Raw genomic sequence first — 16,509 nt, 5'->3', positions numbered from 1 at the left:
CTGAAACGGATTATTATGCAAAAGAACGCCACCCTGTTCTGGTACAGCCAGACCGGACATTCCTACGCCTGCGGCCTGAAAGCTCGGGAAGTACTTGCGGCCGACGGCTGGAACGTCACCACCGTGCCGCTGAAAAAGGCCGGGCCGGAACACTTTGAAGCCCAGGCCCTGGTCTTTGCCTTTCCGGTGCACAACTTCCAGGTTCCCGTTACCGTAAAAAGGCTTATATCCGACATGGCGCCCCTGGCCTCCGCCCGGCCGGCCTTTGCCGTCATCACCTACGCCGGCGCCGCCGCCAACACCGACTGGCTCTTCCGCAAACTGCTGGCCGCAAAAAATATCCGGCTGGCCGGCCATGTCCTGATCCGGTGCCGGGACAGTTACATCCCCTTTGTTAAATGGATGCCGTTCTTAAATGACCGGAACAAGCCCGACGACGCCTCGTTTAAAAAGGTGGAAAACTTCGTCAGGGAAAGGGTCCTGAACCAGCGGCCGGGCAAACGCCCGATCTTCAATCCCATAAACCCCCTGCACTGGATCGGCGCCGCGTCCCCGGCCAACGGCCCCAAGTGGTTTCTGGGTCGGCGGATATACAACCGGGAAGCCTGCGTCCGGTGCGGCCTCTGCGCCGGTCTCTGCCCCAGCGGGGCCATCACCATGGCCGGCGGCGAGATCCACTACGACGACCGGCTCTGCCTGGGCTGCTGCGGATGCCTGAACATCTGCCCCGCCAACGCCTGGATCAGTTCCTGGTTCGATCCTTCCGTTTACAACAAGGGCATGCATGTCCGGGACATGGCCAAAGCCCTGTCCGGAAACAAGGACGCTTAGATTTTGTCCCGGCCGCCGCGAACACTCCTTCTGCGGCTTTTCAAAGCCTTCTGGCAGCCATCCGGTGCCATCACCTTCTGCCCCGACGAACCCCGCTTAGACGGCAAGCGAATACTGGTAACCGGCGGTAATGCCGGGATCGGGCTGGAAACCGCCCTGGGCCTGGCGCGCCGTGGCGCCGAGGTGGTGATTCTGGCCCGGAACCGGTCAAAGGCCGAAGCGGCCATGGCCCGAATCAGCGCCGTGTCCGAAGCAGGCGTTCATTTCATCCCCCTTGACCTCTCAGACCTTGAAAGCGTCGGCCGCGCTGTCGACGAGATCGGCCGGCAATGGCCGGGCCGCCCCGTTGACGCGGTCATTGCCAATGCCGGAATCTGGCCGACGCGCTATTCCGCGTCGGCTCAAGGGTTTGAAACCGCTTTTGCCGTCAATGTCCTGGGGCATCATGTTCTCATCCGGCGGTTGATCAACCATACCCGTTTAGCCGATGATGCGCGGATCGTGATGCTGACCGGCGATATTTACATCCTCGCCAGGGATTGCACCCCGGACTTCCGGTACAAAGGCGCTCTGGGCGGGCAGCTTGCCTACTGCCGAAGCAAACTCGGCAATTTGTGGTGGGTGCGGGAATTTTCCCGGCGTTATGAAAAATGGCCCGCCTTCGCGGTGCATCCGGGGGTTGTCGCCTCGAACCTGGGCGGAGACCTGGGCGGGTTCGTTCACCGGCTGAAAAAAGCGCTGTTCATATCAACCGAAGCCGGCGCTCAGACATCCCTTTTCTGCGCCATCCAACCCGGTCTTACATCCGGCGCCTATTATCACAACATGATGGGCCGCATCGAATTCCACCCCGGCGACCCGGCGGCGGATTCAGGAAAGGCCGCGGCCTTCTGGGAGTTGCTTGAGGGTTTAGCCACGAAATACATTTGAAAAGAAGCTGCTGTATTGTGTTTTCACCGCTGCCCTGTTAACCCCAGTTTTTCCGCCAGAAAATCAGCCTCCATCGCCGATACCTTTTCAAACAACTCGCCGACATAGACTTCAAAGTGGCCCACCGGCAGAACCTCCAGCCGGGCGTTTCTGATTTTGGCCGCGCATTTTCTCACCGCCGCGGCCGGTATCAGCGAATCCTTCTCGGCGCAGACCATCAGCACCGGGCACTGGATCCTGGAAGCATAACTCACCGGCCGGTAACCGGCCAGGGTCAGGGCGATCCGGGCCGGGGCCTTGTTTTCCCAGGCCGTGTCTTTGGGCACCAGCGCCAGAAAACCTGACATGGCATCAGGCGTGTTCATCAGGCCGAAGCGACCGGGATCGGTGACTACCGGCACGTAATGAACTTTTCCGAACAGGGAGATGGCAGCATCCGCCAGGCCGTGGCAGAGGCCGGTCAGGCTCGAAACCGGGCTGAGGCTCATGGCCGTGGCGATGCCGTCCACGAAGGGCACCTGGGACACCACTGCCGAGACGCGGCCGTCTCTGGCCGCGGCGACCAGCACATGACCGCCGGAAAAAGATGTCCCCCACAGGGCCATCCGGGAGCCGTCCGCCTGCTTCAAACCGCGTCCGAATTCAATGGCCGCCAGCCAGTCTTCCACATGGCGTCCGGGGTTGACCAGATTCCGGGGCGCGCCGTCGCTTTTGCCGAAGTTGCGGTAGTCAAAGGTCATGACCGCCAGACCGCGGTCCACGAATTTCTCCGCATAGGCCGGCAGCCGGAAATCCTGCTGGGCGGCAAACCCGTGGCCCATGACCACCAGGGGCGGTTTCTTCTCGCCTTCCGGCAGAAACAGCGTCGCCCCGCAACGGGTGCCTTTACTCTGGAAATTCAGTTCTTCAAGGATCATGGTTGTCCCCTGACAAAATTTATAATGAGGTTTTCCTCCCGGCCTCTGAGCGACAGCAGGCCAGCTCTGCGGGGTCCTCCGCAAACACATCCGACTCCCGGCAGGACAACTTCCGGTTTGTCTGACCCGGCTGGCCCGGCTACAGCCCTGACATAATGCGCGTGAATATTTTGTAACAAAGCTCCACGACAAAAGGGTACAGAGCAACGGCGATTGCGCCAAAAGCAATCGTCAGAATCGCTATTTTCAATTTTGAAGACGGCTTGTTTTCCGTTTCCATGTTACCTCCTGATTAATGCGACTGCCGCGACACAATGGGCCGGACCCTGGCCGCCTGCCAGACGATTTTGGCGAACAGCCCCGGGCAGACATGCAGCCGGTTCTTCCGGATTCCTGTTATCGCCTCCCGGATCACCTTGACCGGATCTTCGGCAAAAATCGACGGCAGCGGCTTAACTGCCGCTGCACCGAACTCCGGAGACCTGAGCAGTTTCGTGTTGACCCAGGACGGGTAGACAATGGTCGCCCGCACCCCCTTGTCCTTCAGTTCGCCGGACAACCCCATGGCAAATCCCCGCAACCCGAACTTGGACGTGGAATACGGCGTTCCCAGGGAGGTGGCGGCAAACCCGGCCACCGAACATATGAATACGACATGGCCGTCGCCACGGGCGATCATGTCCGGCACAAACAACCGGCAAAGCCGCATGGGCGCGGTCAGATTTACTTCCATCAGTTTTTCCCATTTATCAGCCGGAATCTCCCAGAAATAGCCGTAGTTGATCAGACCGGCGTTGTTGATCAGCATATCTACCCGGGGCGCAATCCTCTGGACTTCCTGATGCAGTTGCTCACACCCTTTCGCACCGGAAATATCGGCGCCGATCATGCCCAGGATTTTACCGGAGGCTTGGCGCAGCCCGCCGGATATTTCCGCCAGCGCCTTTTCATCCAGGTCCGTCAGGATCAGATGCGCGCCCAGGGCCAGCAGCTGCCGGGCAAACTCCTGCCCCAATCCGCCGGCCGCGCCGGTGATAAGAATGATATTGTCTTTCAAGGATTTCATTTTGTTGATTACTCGCTCCTTAAATGATTCTCCTGTCAGCCTTTTTCTTTTTCATCCTCGATTATCCTCCGCAGGTAGACAAACAGGTGATCAACGATGCCGTCCTGCAGCGATATCGGATCTTCATGCATGTAAGTCAGCAATTTGTTGTTTATCCCGGCCACGTATCCGTGCAGGGCGCTCCAGAAAAAAATGATATACCCCCGGATCTGTTCTTCCGTGACCGGGCGGATGGTACCCGCCAGTTCTTTGACGGCTTCGATGGTGAAACGGTACACCTTCTGCGACTCATCCAGTTCGTGCCGCGCGGCCGCCTCCATGGGCGTGCCCACGTAATCCTGGTACTTGGGCACGTGCCAGGTGAACATGAGGTTGTAGAAGTTGGCCTGCCGGATGCCGAAGTTCAGGTAGGCCCGCGCCATGGCCCGGAGCCGGGCCTCGGGGGTCTTTTTGGCGTCATAGGCTTTGCGGATATCCTGAAAAAGGAGATCAAACCCCCGGCCCAGGACCGCCAGATAGAGATGGTCCCTGCTTTCATAAAACCGGTACAGCGTCACCACCGAAACGCCCAGGCGACCTGACAACTTGCGCATGGAAAAGCCCTCGAAACCCTCCTCCTGGATCAGGGCCAGCGCCTGTTCGAGAATGTTCTTCCGGACCCGGTCTGTCTCTCTTTCGGTCCTCGGTTTCCTGGGCATCAACCGTTCCTGAAGGCGTTTATGCCATGTCTATTCGTCGCCATCCCCGATACCGGTCACAGGTACTGGACGTTCTTCATCTGTTTCAATGCGCCGGACCAGGATCCTTCCATCCGCCGGAAATTTTTCATTACCCGCAGAAAAGCCCGGCGCCGGGTCCACAGGGCGATGCGCAGCATATTGGGCAGGGAAATGTGCTTCTCACGGTAGACCTTCATTTTGTGCGAAAAGCCCTTGAACGGGGGGTCCGGAAGCGCCGCTACCGTCGGCCGCAGGCCCTGTCCGGTCGGGGACGCCTTCCGGACCGCGTCATTGTCTTCGCCCAGCATGACCAGTCCCATGAGAGCGCCCTGGGGAACGTCCCCGGGCCGGCAGGTGCCGCCGATGGGATAGGTCTCCCATCCGGCCCGGGCGGCCATGGTAAAGACGTCCATGCCGCAGGATTCCATGGACGGCCGGGCCAGATCCGGGTGACGGCAACCCTTCTTCTGGCTGATCAGGGCCATGCAGTGGCTGTGAAAAAAGCAGAGGATGTCCTTGCAGTCCCCGGCCGTGAACCCCGTCGCCCGGAGTCCCAGCTCCGCGGCCTTTTTTTCCAGCAGCACGGCGATCTGGACGACGAGAACGTAGGACAACCCCACCCCCCACAGATCGCTCCGGTCGTCCATCCGGTGTTCGATCAGGGCTTCGGAGATCAGGGGGGAAGCGATGAAGCAACTGTCCACGGGCACCCGAAAGAAAACAGCGTGACTGTATCCGGACAGCCTTTTTTGCGTCTCCTCCATTGAAAAGCCGTGGGGAGGGCAGTGACCGCACTGGCCAGACATGTAGCAGGGCGGGATCAGGCATTTGAGCCTGACCCGGGGATCGAACCGGACATCCCCGGCATCGATCACCTGGGCCTCGCCGGCCCCGCATTCAAGGGCCAGCCCAACCAGCTCCCGGAGGGCCTCTCCGTTTTTCAGATGTCTCTTCTCTGTTGCCTTTTTTGCCGCCATCGGCTGCCGTCCTTTTTTCGGAAAAATCAGTCCACAAAGACCATGCCCACCAGAAAACCTTCTCCCGTCCAGCCCGCCCGGGCGGCGATTTCCCTGACGTCCAGGCCGCAGGCTTCCATGGAGACCCTGGCTCTCAACGGATGACGACAGGGGCTGCCGTTTTTCAGGGCCTGGCATTTTTCTTCCTTCCCGCAGAAGACTTCGCGGCAACTGCCGGCCGCCAGGCCCAGGGCCAAATGGTAGCCGCCGTAAAAACCGGCGGACTCCAGTTTTGACGCGATGGTATAAACCTTCAGGAGGGCTTCACACCGACCCGGATCACCGCCGCCTTTGCCGCTTTCCACCCGGAAGATCACGGCATGCCGGAATTTCTGCAAAGCCAGTTTCAAATCATCTTTGGGATAGACCGGTTCAGGCCAGTGGCGGGACCGCTTCTCCGGCAAAACTTCGGACGGCTTTTCATCCTGATCCGCAAAAGGCAGCGCCTGACAAGAGATTTCCCCGGCGGCATCCGCGCCTTCATTTACGGCCAGTTCGCAGAGTTCTTTCAGAAAAGTCTTTGTCTTTTCCCTGTTCTTCGGGCCGGATTCAATACAAGCGACTTTCATGATTTTCCCGATCCGTATTTACTGTTTCATATCTAATCCAACCCACGGCGCCGGGTAGCCATACAGCAGAAAGGGGGTGGGGTTAAGGGTATCCAGATCCCAGGCCAGGCAGCCCATGCCGATCCACAGCCGGTCATTGATTTTCCTTATCTCATCCCGCATGGAATGGTTGCGCCCGCGGTTGTGCGCGGCATAAACCAGATGAAAGGACGGCTTGCCGTCAAAACGGGACGGGCCGGTAAAGGTATCCATCTTCATGGTCCGGACGATTTGGGCACGATTGTCCTTCTTCGTGGAGAATAGATTGTACCCCCAGCCCTTTTCCTGTTCAAAGGGGAAAAAGGCCTTGCCTTCCCAATGGCCGGGCCCCATGAGGAGATGGGAATAAAGCGCATTAACGGAATAAAGAATGCCGACGGGAACCAGTTCCGCGCGGTACTCACCCTTCATTTGCTGAAAATCGGGGGCTTCCGCTGCGTAAAAGAGCTGCATGACATCGGACTTGGAAAGCGTCACGACATTTAGCGCAGCGGCGTTTTCCGCCGGGACGCCGAGGATTTTATCAACGGAACGGCCGTCCCACGCGCGGGAACCGTTCTGGAGGATATTGATGCCTACGGCAACAGCGTCCAGGAGAACGATAATCACGACGGCGATGACGATTTTTTTTATGATCCGCATATTCATGTTCCGGAATAATTTTTTGGCCGGGCGGTTAGTCAGGTCAGCCTCTCTTCCGGCTGATCGTTTCCGAACCCCGAGGTTTAATTAACATCGTTATTGTAACAGTGTTACAGGAATAAAAACAAAAGTCAATCCGTTTCCTTCCACAAATCTTTTTTTCCCGATCCCGAGTCAAATCGCGGGCTTTTTCTGCACCGTTCAAAAAAAGCGTTCCTCCGCGAGACTCCTTGAACCCGGCGAAGCATACCGACGAGGTTGAACGTTACGAGATTGGCTTACCGCAACGTCTTGAGCGAAGAATCGGAAGGAATGATCAGTGCCTCAGCTTCCGGGCCAAGTTCAGTATCGTCCGGCGCTGGTCCTCGACTAACGGGCAGAAAGGAGAATTCCCATAGGTCGTGTCACGGTTTTCCACGATCAGCACCATGGCGTCCGGGGTCAGGGTGTGGGTATGCCATACCCCCCTTTTTACGTTGTAAACCGTAAGCGGTTTCATGCTCTCGGCGTAAATATCCGTGACCTCGTCATCGCCGTTGCCGACGAACAGAATGCAACCGCCGCGCAGCAGGACAAACACCTCGTCGGTTTCGTTGTGGCGCTGCATGGAGGTGAGGTTTTCCGGCAGCAGCGCATCGCTGAAATTTAAAACCGCCACCCGCCAGGCCTGGTAATCAATCAGGGGCCGGTAGCCTTCATTATTATATTCACGCACTTCGAGCAGATTTTCGGGGATGTTCATTTTTCCGTCCCTACATGATCCGTTTGTCCGTCCGGTCAGGCCGTGCAAAGCGCCGCAACCCGAGCATTCCGGCCAGGCCCCGGCTGGCCTTACCGATGGGGCAATGGGTAAAGGGACAATACCGGCAGCCGAACAATCCCAGGGAGGCAAGAAAGAAACCGAACACAAACAGCCACAGAGCCGTCAGCCAGAACCCGCCCAGGCGCCAGGCATAGGGAACGGGGATGATGGCCAGGACCGCGAAGGAAACAATATCCAGCCATAGTCCGATGGCCAGTGGTTTCCCCGGGCGCTGCTCGAACATCAGCGGTACCAGTAGCCCCATGATAGTGGAGCAGCGCTGACCGTAATAGGGGCAGCAGGCGCAGACCAGGTAGCGCAGCGGAAAGAAAAACAGAATAAACGCCGTCACCCACAGCCCCAGCATGGCCCGGTTGGTATGAAACAGGATATACACGGCCAGGCCCACGATAAACGGCCAGGGAATGAAGGTGATCACGGCCGAATATCCCGGCCAGGGTGGCTCCGGCCGGCCGGCCGCGCAATCATGTTTTTCTTCTTCCGGTTTTTGCATGGTTCCCCTCCCATCTTTTTTGGCAGATACAGGAAACAACAAAACCGCCAATAAATCAAGGGGGGATAAGCTCCGTATTAATAAGTCATGCGCGCCATGCCCATAATCGTGCCGGTATAGAGGGCGCCCTCCACCCCGATTTCCGTGGCGGCATAGGCGCTGTTGAAGGCGGGGGTGGCGCCGTAGACATGGCTGAACACGGACTTGCCGGTGGTCCAGTCCAGGGCTTCGAAAGTCCACGACCCCAGCCAGTCCTGGCCGACGCAGTAGGCGAGATTGGTGGCCTGGCTCATGGACGGGATGCCGTTGGGCAGGCTCACTTCCCGGTTGACCCAGACGCTGTTCATCTTCCGGGTGGCCGGGTTCCATTCGAATTTCTCCGCTCCGTAGGGGGCGATGATATTTACGCCGGACAGGAGGATGCTGATGACCTGGTTGTTCAGCGAAGTTTTCAACTGGTTGTTGACGACCAGTGCGCCGTAGCCCCGGACGCAGACGGACTGCTCCGACAGGGTGTCCGTGGCATACGGATCGCCGAAGGTCACCGGCACCTGGGCGGCGATGCGCCGGGTCTTGGTCCCCGGGATCTGCTGCCAGTCGGCCGGAATTTTGTCCCGCCAGAACAGGACCAGGTTCATGACGTCCTGGCCGTCGGTAATGACCACGAACTTGTCCCCGGTCCCGCTGCCCATTAGCGTCGGCGTGGAGCCCGACCCGGCACCCAGGCGTACGCCGGAGGCCTCGCCGGTTTCATAGCCGGCCGTCCACCCGCCGAGGGCGGGATCCGTGGTCAGCCGGCTGCCTGTCCACTGCACCCGGTACATGTTCAGATTGGTCACCACATAGATGCCGCCGGCCTCGTCGCAGGCAATGGAGTTGGATATCTGCTCGTCCGGCCCGAACCGGTAGTAATAGGCGCGGGTGAAATCCCGGGAAACCGCTCCCACCAGGCCTTGGCTGGTGGCGAATACCAGCATGCCGTCCCAGGTCATGGACAGCCCTACGATTTTTTCTTCCGCGGCGGCCAACTGTCCGGCCGGGATTTCATAGGTCCGCTTGATCACGATGCCCGAATAGCGCTTGCCGGCGGTGGCGTCGCCAAAGGCGAATATTTTGGTGAACCGCGGCATGTAGAAAATATTGTCCTTATCCACCAGTGTGTAGGCGCCCGAAAGCATCTCGTCGGGGGAAAACACCGAGGAAAGCGTCAGGCTCTCCTTTTTCATGGCCTTGATGTAGTTCAACGAGGTGTCGGCCTTGAACACGTCGGTGGAGGAGCTGCCCCAGACCACCCGGCCGCCGTCCGGATATTTGCCGGAGACCGCCAGAGTGATCAGGCCGGGCATGCCCATGGTATAGGAAGTGGTGGTGCCAAGGTCGGACGTTTCCGGGCCGGGGTAGGGGGAGGACGCCTGGCAGTAAGGATGGCAGTGGCTCATGGGCCAGGTAGAGTCCGCGACAAACGGGTTCCGGGGCGGTTCATGGGTGAAATCCGGCGGCGGCGGAAGCGACCCCATGCCCAACGCCTGGCCGGAGAGCACCGCTGTCACCAGCAGCGCCATGATTACCAACGACAAACCTCTGGTCGACTTTTTCATAACCGCCCTCCTCATAATCGATTAAGCGTTACAGCCCGCCCACATTTTTCTACGGATGTAAAGATCAAACCGGCCACAACATCCCTTGCCTAGGAAAACGCCATTTTCATGGAGAAAAGATAAGGAATATCGAATCACCAGTTCAGATCGGTTGACCGGTCTATGCCGACCGTTGTGCTTCTGAGTTCAAGACCGAATATCTCCGCCAGCGTCACGGCGATATCGGCAATACGATAGTTCTTCGCGTATGCCGGATCGGCATTTACCTTGCCGATCTTCATGCCGGGCCCCTGGAAGGCCATGACGATAGACATCGAGTCAATCGAACCATGCCCGCCCAAAAAATAATTCAACGGCGGAAGCCAGGACGGCAGTGAGGCGCCGATATTGTTGGCCAATCCGGCAGTAGCCGGCAGTTGCCATCCGTTTTTCAATAACAGCGTGATATCCGGCCAATGCAACGTTCCCGGCTCATTATTATCGGCAAAATGGGGATGATAAAGTTCACCGGGACCGCAAACACCCGGCACGCCGTTCTTCATGTCGTTGATGTCAAGAACATACCAGGGGCATTCCATGCGGCCAGTCTGCGGATTAAACACCCGGTGATCTACCAGAACGGTTTTTGCGCGTGCAGCGACAGCGCGTCTTTCCGCCAGCGTTGTCCGGTTGAACCAAATTTGGCCAAAGCTGGCGCCGGTTAATGCCTGGTAATTTACATAGGACTTCTCTTCGTCGGAGATGACACCTTTGTCGCGGAGTATATTGTCGACGTTTGTGCTGAAAACAACATTAGAGGCGGCTGTGTAATTATGTGTCAGGTGTCCGTGGTCGCTATAGAGTACGATGACGGCGTCTTGGTATTCCGGCATGGAACGTATTCCGGCTATAAGTTTTCCGAACTGGATATCCACATCCTTCATCCCATTAATAATCGGCTTCCGATACACATACGCATTGTTTTTAGCGATATCAGTGATGAGACTAAAATCTTTTGGATTACGGGCAGAACCGAGACCATGTTGTAAATCATCACATTCCGCCAGGAGCATGAAGACGAAATCCGGCTTCTCCCGGTTCATTATTTTCAGTGATGAATCCACCATCCAGTAATCGCTGGGGAATTTTTCCGGGCTTGATCCATATAAATATTCACAGAAAATCACCTGCCAAAGCGATGGCGCAACGGGAATCATCCCCGGCGGGTTGTAAAAACTGCGCTTTTCCGGGGCTGATATGTAATCGGGATAATTTGCGCCGGAGAGGAACAAGTCTATGCCGGAATCGGCTGTATTAAATTCATTCTCAATCCATTCTTTGCCGGAAGCAAACATGATTGTTGATTCGGGATAGACTCTCTTCCATGCCTTGAACAGTGTGTCCACCGGTCTGCCCTGGTCGTCCCGTGTCCAGTCAAGGCTGGAGAAAACGTTATTCGGCGTTCCGTCGTCATTCCAATCGAACAATTGATTCGTGACCATGAGTATACCGTGCTGGCCGCTGTTGGTGCCGGCCAGAGCGTTCAGATGGTTCATGTCCGTGGCTGACGGCAGGTAATCCCGCGTGTGCTCAAACCAGACACCGCCATCTATAAAAGCGCGGACATTCGGCATGAGCCAGTTACCGGGGCGGCCGCCGGCATTGCCCCTGGCATCAAGATACAAATAACCAGGATCAAGGGAATCAATCGCTATGACAACGAGTTTTGATGAGGCTTGAGCAGATGCCTGTACGGAAAAAACGATCAGAAGAAAAAATATCAACAGCAGCGGAAAAACACCGGAAAGTCTTTGCCGCGCCATGATCACCAGCAGCAACCCCCTAGTCGGTTTTTTCATAACAGCCCCTCCTCATAACCAGTTAAAAGTTATTGCCCGCCCACATTTTTCTACGGACGTGGAAATCATACCGGCCACAATGCTCCTTGTCAAGAAGAACTCCACTTTCGTGGAGAAAATGATATGGAATTGAGTTTCATCCATTCTTGTGTTATGGCTCATCTCGATAATTTCGTTTGACGCTACCTGATGCCGGTATCATTTACAATTGCCGTAGGGGATCAAAATATTGTCTTTTTGGATCAGCTGCCCGGTAAAGCATAGTATCGGTTAACCTATGAGACTTTATTTGAAATCAAAGCCTGTAATCGCGCCCTATCGCTCTGCGCATCACTTGCGCGTTGTCATCCAATGGGCGGAAGAGAATGGTATTGATACGGCGCCGATACTCTCAAGCAAAGGGCTGGAGAAAGCGGATTTTGACAACCCGGACAGATTGATAAGCTTTGAACAGCAATATGAGATCACTCAACAGTTATTCGACGTTATTTCCTATCCGGCGTTAGGGCTGCACATTGGAGAACGCATCAATATCGGTCAGCTGGGAAAATGGATAATGGCGATCAACAGCTGTGCCACTGCCATTGACGCCTTTAAAATGGCTTTTGATTTTGCCGATCTCTTATCGTTGCCTTTCCAAATTATCCTTGATGTTCAGGGCGATATGGCCAAACTTGGTTTTGTTGATCTCATCGATATGGGTTGCAGCCGTCGCTACCGCTACGAAATGCATATGGTCGGCGCCTATAATATCTGCTGTGAAATCCTGCGGGAACGGGTGCGATTGATAAAAATCCGTCTTGCCTATCCCAAACCGGAATACGCGGAGGAATATAAAAAAATCTTTGACTGCCCCATTGTCTTTGATGCCGAAGAGACGCAAATCCTGTTCGATAGCAGCTACCTGACCAGACCATTGCCATGCGCCAATACGCTGACCAAAAAGATTTATGAAACCGATTGCCGTCACACCCTTGAGCAGCTCACCATGCTGACAACCACAACGGAGCTGGCCAAGTCGACCCTTCAGCGCAAAGACAAGGGCATTCTCTCCAGGTCGCAGCTGGCCCAACTCCTGAACATGAGCGATCAGACGCTCAAGCGCCGATTGGCGGCCGAGGGCGTGAGTTATAAATCACTGGCGCAAGGCATTCGCAGGAAAAAAGCCTGCGATCTTTTGCAGTCAACTGAACTCTCCATTGAAGAAATCGCCGGCATTGTCGGCTATAGTGATGTGGCTAATTTTTATCGCGCCTTTAAATCGTGGACAGGCAAGACGCCGCTTCATTACCGCAGGAAAAAGAGAACATCAAAGGAAAAAACGATGTGATCATACCCGGTTTGACAGGAGACGGTGATTATTTTAGGGTTGACGGTATGAAAAATGAAACAGCGGGCAGGAAAAAAAAATCCCCGCCGGCTCCAGCCGGAACCGGGGCGACACCCAAAAGCGAGGCCACCCGGCAGAGAATCATCGCCGCCGCCCGCCGGGTCTTCACCCGGCACCCCTATCACGCCGCCAGCATCCGCATGATCGGCGAAGAGGGTGGGTTCGACTTTTCCATCATCCATCATTATTTTACCAAGGCCGAGTTGTTCCGGGCCGTGTGCGAACAGCTTTACGGGGAACTGATCACCGCTTACCTGGAATGGATAGACGGTTTGGAACGCCTGCCTTCCCGCGAGGGCCTGAAGATTTATTTTGACCGGGCCATGGATTATCTGTTTGAAAACCCTGATGTCATGGAAGTGCTCACCCGGAACACGGGTCACATGAAGATCGATCCCGAGCTGCCTGGGTTTGATTACTTCACCCGTTTCTTCCGGGAAATCGAGGCAATCTTTCTGAAAAAAAACAACGTCCTGACCATGCGGGCGGAAGTGTCCATGTGGAGCTATACCATGATGGCCCTGCAGACGGGCTTTGTCGGCGCGGCCGCTTATCATGGCAAGGCCCTGGGGATGGAACCGCGATCAAAGGAATACAGAAGCTGGGTCAAGCAAGCGCTTCTTTATATTTTTGCCCCGCCCCTGGAAAAGCTCATTCAGCAGGCCATCGAAAAACGACGGTCGTTGTGACGCCCTTTTCATAAAAAGGTCGTATCCATGAATATCTATATCGTTTGCCTTGCCTGCCGTGAAGCCTTGGCCCTGGAATGGGACCCTGTCTTTTACGCGGCCGATGATCCCCTGGCCGGCGGAGATATTACGGATTTTGAAGCCGTGGAGGGCGCCATCACCTTCGGTCTCTGGCCGACAGGCGAGGCGCCATGCCCGCTGGCCGCCGGGGCATGGGCTACCCTGGCCGCGCGGTCACTGGCCTTTTTCCGCCGCCACACCCGCCATCCCGACCAACTGGACATTTTTATTACCCGAGAACTGCCGGAAGGCGTCACCCTGGTTTCGGAAGAGCCGTTCATTTTTCCCGCGCCGTCGCCGGACGCCGAACCACCAGTCGCCATCGGACCCTCCTGGGTGCGGAGCTGGCCGGTCGAGCAGCGACTTTCCACGGCCGCCGTTATCGGCGAAACGGGCCTGTGGGAAAAGGCTGAAGGACCGGAAGACCAGGTTCCCGATGCCCTGCTCCTGATGGGCTGGCTGCCGCCCGACGAACAAATCGACAAGCGCCTGCTGGCCCTGGTGATGGATATTGAACGCGGTCCGGCGGCCGAGGAGGCCCTGGCCCTGCGTCTTGTCCTCAACATTGTCGATGTCGAGCTTCGCCGCAAACGCCTGTTGGAAATAGCCGTGAACGCCTATGCCCGCCGGTTCCGGTTTTCGGCCGGGGTGCGCCCGACGCCTTATGACCATATGGCCCGACTGGACCTGATTCAGGCCGCGGCGGTCAGGCGTCTGGTCGTGGCCGGTCTGATCGACCAGGCCTGCGATCTCGCTCTGCAATGCCGATTGGCCGGAGACCGTATGGATTTGCTGCGCAAGGCCTTAAGCGATCGTATTCTCGACCGCGCCCTGCCGGCTGAAACGCGCCTTCGCCATGTCTGGAATAGCCAGAGAATTTTTCCCGGTCTGGTCGGCGAGTTGCGCCGCGAGCGGGGCCTAGCCGTCGATCCGCTGCCGTCTCCGCTGAAATGGCCCGGTGTGCTTGACCAGGACAGATCCCTGGCCTCCTTGACCGTCGCCCCCTCCGCCATCCGCGTCGGACTAATCTCGACCGACGTCACCGAAGTGATAACCGCCCTGGAGGTGATCCGTATCCTTGCCTTTGTGGCGCCGGAAGAGGCCGCGGCCTTTGCCGCGGACGTGCTGCCCCTGTGCCGGGACAAGCGCACCGAGCCGCCGCCGGTGGCGACCCGGCTGTGCGCCCGGGCGCGTGACGTCCACTCCCTTCTGTTTGCCGTGCCCGGCACCGGCTCGTGGGAGGACCTGACCGAAGTAATCGAGGCCATGCTCTCGGCCGGCCTGGGTGTTTCCCTGGGGATGCATTTCCGTTCCCTGGCCGCCAACGAGATTCCGGTGGAGCGGGTGGGTGACCTGCTCGTTACCGGAGTAGCCGATCGCTCCCGCCCCGTGAAAGAACGCCTTCAGGCCCGGGAAGCCCTGTCAAAGCTGGCCACGGACGCGGCCGCTGCCAGTCACAACCAGCCTCGCCCTTCGCCCGAGGGGCAGGCCGCGGCCCGTCGGGCCGATGACCTGCTCATCGCCGCGCTCAACGATCCGGCTGAACCGGAAGAATTCAAGACCGCCATCCGGGACGCCCTGACCCGCTGGATGCCGGATCGCCTGGCCGAGCTGCGAAGCACGGTGGTCCAGCGTGCTTCCGTGCCCTCCATTACCGATCTGGTGCCCGGCCAGTCAATTGCCGGCATTGAAAAAGAAGAGGTCCTGGCCCTGTTGCGGGATCCCGACGCTGACCTCGGCCGCGTGCTTTCGGCCATTGCCCTGTCCGAGTCATTTATCCGTATGAAACCGGATTTGGCCGTGGCGTTCGAGCCCCTGTTGAGGGAAAAAATAGCCGATATTCGCCGGTATAACGACCGCGCCCGGAACCTGACCGTGGCCTGGGAAGCCAGTTCCGCCCATCGTGCCGTCTGGCAGCAGATGAAGCCGGACCAGCGACCGGCCGCCACGGATCTGCTCGTTTCCTTGAATCGGATCGCGGCCGCCCAGGCGGAACCCGCCTGGCCGGGTGAAGACACTTACGCCGCCAAGCTGGCCGAGACCATCCGGGGATATCTTTCGCCGGAAGACGAGGCAGCCATCGGCGCCGGCCTGGAAAAGATCATCGCCGGCCGCCGGATCCGTGCCTGGACCCGGCTCCACGCTTATCACGCCATGATCATGCTGATCAACCAGGGCGACCGGGCCCGCCGGGCGCTTTTTGCCGCCCTGGCCGATCCCGGCGAAGATCCGGTGCTGCGTTCCGAGGCCCACGCCCTGCTGGCCCCCCGCCTGCCGCAGCCGGTCTTCGAGCTTCAGGCAAAAGGCATACTGCCCCGGCCGGCCATCCCGCCGGTGGAGTCGCTGTTCCACAACCTGCCCATGTACGACCGCGACACCGAGGGCGAATGGCTGCTTACGCCCGCGGCCATCCGGCTGGCCGGCCTGGTCTATCCCGACGACCTGACCGCCGCCCTGTCCGCTGCCGGGCAGGATCCCTCCCGGGCTTGCGCCGCGGCGGCCCTGGCATCCCCGGTCGGCGAGCGATTACCGGCCGCGGCCCAACAATTCGCAGCCCTTTTGCGAGGCCTTCTGGAAAGTAAAGTGGAAATTCATGCGGTCATCGCCGGACGGCAGAAGTCATTCCGTCTGGCCGCCCTTTCCGCTGCCGCCCTGTCCGCGCTTAAAATGTAAGAGCGACCAGGTCAGGACGCCGGGTACCACAGGCGCACTGGTCCTTCCCGTTGACACCCCGCGGGGCGCGAACATGTCCGGATCCCTATCAATTAAGAAATCGCTTGCTTTCCTGAAACACCATGGTATTGTATTTAATAGTAATAAAGTCCTGCCTGAAATCGGCGGGGGGATTTTTTTCTGGAGGACCACGGGACCATGTTATATAACCCTGTT

Annotated in this window: 16 protein-coding genes; 5 read left to right on the top strand and 11 right to left on the bottom strand. The window is 57.8% G+C overall.

Features of this window, described 5'->3' with window-relative positions:
- Positions 1-15: 15 nt before the first annotated feature.
- A complete protein-coding gene (locus AB1724_18885) occupies positions 16-831 on the top strand; it encodes an EFR1 family ferrodoxin (GenBank protein MEW6079880.1) in 816 nt (271 codons plus the stop codon).
- Between the two features lie 3 nt (positions 832-834).
- Positions 835-1,761: an SDR family NAD(P)-dependent oxidoreductase gene (locus tag AB1724_18880; GenBank protein MEW6079879.1), complete on the top strand. Its 927-nt coding sequence runs from the start codon at positions 835-837 to the stop codon at positions 1,759-1,761.
- Positions 1,762-1,784: 23 nt separating this feature from the next.
- Here AB1724_18880 and AB1724_18875 read toward each other — a convergent pair whose 3' ends face one another.
- From AB1724_18875 to AB1724_18825, 11 genes are all read right to left on the bottom strand, one after another.
- Positions 1,785-2,678 (bottom strand): alpha/beta fold hydrolase, encoded by an 894-nt coding sequence (locus AB1724_18875; GenBank protein MEW6079878.1) that lies wholly within the window; start codon positions 2,676-2,678, stop codon positions 1,785-1,787.
- Positions 2,679-2,817: 139 nt separating this feature from the next.
- Positions 2,818-2,958 (bottom strand): hypothetical protein, encoded by a 141-nt coding sequence (locus AB1724_18870; GenBank protein ID MEW6079877.1) that lies wholly within the window; start codon positions 2,956-2,958, stop codon positions 2,818-2,820.
- 12 nt (positions 2,959-2,970) lie between these two features.
- Entirely contained in the window at positions 2,971-3,744 is a 774-nt protein-coding gene (locus AB1724_18865) for an SDR family NAD(P)-dependent oxidoreductase (protein ID MEW6079876.1), read from the bottom strand.
- Between the two features lie 35 nt (positions 3,745-3,779).
- Entirely contained in the window at positions 3,780-4,442 is a 663-nt protein-coding gene (locus AB1724_18860) for a TetR/AcrR family transcriptional regulator (GenBank protein ID MEW6079875.1), read from the bottom strand.
- 56 nt (positions 4,443-4,498) lie between these two features.
- Complete coding sequence (locus tag AB1724_18855; protein MEW6079874.1) at positions 4,499-5,440, bottom strand: DUF2284 domain-containing protein; 942 nt, start codon at positions 5,438-5,440, stop codon at positions 4,499-4,501.
- A 26-nt stretch (positions 5,441-5,466) separates the two neighbouring features.
- Entirely contained in the window at positions 5,467-6,048 is a 582-nt protein-coding gene (locus AB1724_18850) for a DUF2284 domain-containing protein (GenBank protein ID MEW6079873.1), read from the bottom strand.
- An 18-nt stretch (positions 6,049-6,066) separates the two neighbouring features.
- A complete protein-coding gene (locus AB1724_18845; GenBank protein MEW6079872.1) occupies positions 6,067-6,729 on the bottom strand; it encodes a hypothetical protein in 663 nt (220 codons plus the stop codon).
- Between the two features lie 316 nt (positions 6,730-7,045).
- A complete protein-coding gene (locus AB1724_18840; protein MEW6079871.1) occupies positions 7,046-7,471 on the bottom strand; it encodes a hypothetical protein in 426 nt (141 codons plus the stop codon).
- A 10-nt stretch (positions 7,472-7,481) separates the two neighbouring features.
- A complete protein-coding gene (locus tag AB1724_18835; GenBank protein MEW6079870.1) occupies positions 7,482-8,045 on the bottom strand; it encodes a hypothetical protein in 564 nt (187 codons plus the stop codon).
- 77 nt (positions 8,046-8,122) lie between these two features.
- Positions 8,123-9,643: a hypothetical protein gene (locus AB1724_18830; protein MEW6079869.1), complete on the bottom strand. Its 1,521-nt coding sequence runs from the start codon at positions 9,641-9,643 to the stop codon at positions 8,123-8,125.
- A gap of 134 nt (positions 9,644-9,777) precedes the next feature.
- On the bottom strand, positions 9,778-11,481 hold the full coding sequence (locus tag AB1724_18825; GenBank protein MEW6079868.1) for an alkaline phosphatase family protein: 1,704 nt from the start codon (positions 11,479-11,481) through the stop codon (positions 9,778-9,780).
- A gap of 289 nt (positions 11,482-11,770) precedes the next feature.
- On the opposite strand from AB1724_18825, the gene AB1724_18820 reads away from it, so the two are divergent.
- The 3 genes from AB1724_18820 to AB1724_18810 are packed head-to-tail and all read left to right on the top strand — an operon-like array spanning position 11,771 to position 16,293.
- Positions 11,771-12,811 carry an AraC family transcriptional regulator gene (locus tag AB1724_18820; GenBank protein ID MEW6079867.1) on the top strand — a complete coding sequence of 347 codons (1,041 nt, stop codon included), beginning with the start codon at positions 11,771-11,773 and terminating at the stop codon, positions 12,809-12,811.
- Between the two features lie 47 nt (positions 12,812-12,858).
- A complete protein-coding gene (locus AB1724_18815) occupies positions 12,859-13,560 on the top strand; it encodes a helix-turn-helix domain-containing protein (GenBank protein ID MEW6079866.1) in 702 nt (233 codons plus the stop codon).
- A gap of 27 nt (positions 13,561-13,587) precedes the next feature.
- On the top strand, positions 13,588-16,293 hold the full coding sequence (locus AB1724_18810) for a hypothetical protein (protein ID MEW6079865.1): 2,706 nt from the start codon (positions 13,588-13,590) through the stop codon (positions 16,291-16,293).
- The last annotated feature ends 216 nt before the right edge of the window (positions 16,294-16,509 follow it).

This window comes from Thermodesulfobacteriota bacterium (assembly GCA_040753795.1).
Lineage (GTDB): Bacteria > Desulfobacterota > Desulfobacteria > Desulfobacterales > Desulfosudaceae > JBFMDX01.
This window is presented reverse-complemented; position numbering and strand designations above follow the sequence as displayed.

Bases quoted from the DNA above. Each gene is read 5' to 3' on its own strand.
- AB1724_18855 (MEW6079874.1), bottom strand. From the start codon at position 5,440: ATGGCGGCAAAAAAGGCAACAGAGAAGAGACATCTGAAAAACGGAGAG.
- AB1724_18835 (MEW6079870.1), bottom strand. From the start codon at position 8,045: ATGCAAAAACCGGAAGAAGAAAAACATGATTGCGCGGCCGGCCGGCCG.
- AB1724_18850 (MEW6079873.1), bottom strand. From the start codon at position 6,048: ATGAAAGTCGCTTGTATTGAATCCGGCCCGAAGAACAGGGAAAAGACA.
- AB1724_18865 (MEW6079876.1), bottom strand. From the start codon at position 3,744: ATGAAATCCTTGAAAGACAATATCATTCTTATCACCGGCGCGGCCGGC.
- AB1724_18845 (MEW6079872.1), bottom strand. From the start codon at position 6,729: ATGCGGATCATAAAAAAAATCGTCATCGCCGTCGTGATTATCGTTCTC.
- AB1724_18860 (MEW6079875.1), bottom strand. From the start codon at position 4,442: ATGCCCAGGAAACCGAGGACCGAAAGAGAGACAGACCGGGTCCGGAAG.
- AB1724_18875 (MEW6079878.1), bottom strand. From the start codon at position 2,678: ATGATCCTTGAAGAACTGAATTTCCAGAGTAAAGGCACCCGTTGCGGG.
- AB1724_18815 (MEW6079866.1), top strand. From the start codon at position 12,859: ATGAAAAATGAAACAGCGGGCAGGAAAAAAAAATCCCCGCCGGCTCCA.
- AB1724_18885 (MEW6079880.1), top strand. From the start codon at position 16: ATGCAAAAGAACGCCACCCTGTTCTGGTACAGCCAGACCGGACATTCC.
- AB1724_18830 (MEW6079869.1), bottom strand. From the start codon at position 9,643: ATGAAAAAGTCGACCAGAGGTTTGTCGTTGGTAATCATGGCGCTGCTG.
- AB1724_18810 (MEW6079865.1), top strand. From the start codon at position 13,588: ATGAATATCTATATCGTTTGCCTTGCCTGCCGTGAAGCCTTGGCCCTG.
- AB1724_18870 (MEW6079877.1), bottom strand. From the start codon at position 2,958: ATGGAAACGGAAAACAAGCCGTCTTCAAAATTGAAAATAGCGATTCTG.
- AB1724_18840 (MEW6079871.1), bottom strand. From the start codon at position 7,471: ATGAACATCCCCGAAAATCTGCTCGAAGTGCGTGAATATAATAATGAA.
- AB1724_18825 (MEW6079868.1), bottom strand. From the start codon at position 11,481: ATGAAAAAACCGACTAGGGGGTTGCTGCTGGTGATCATGGCGCGGCAA.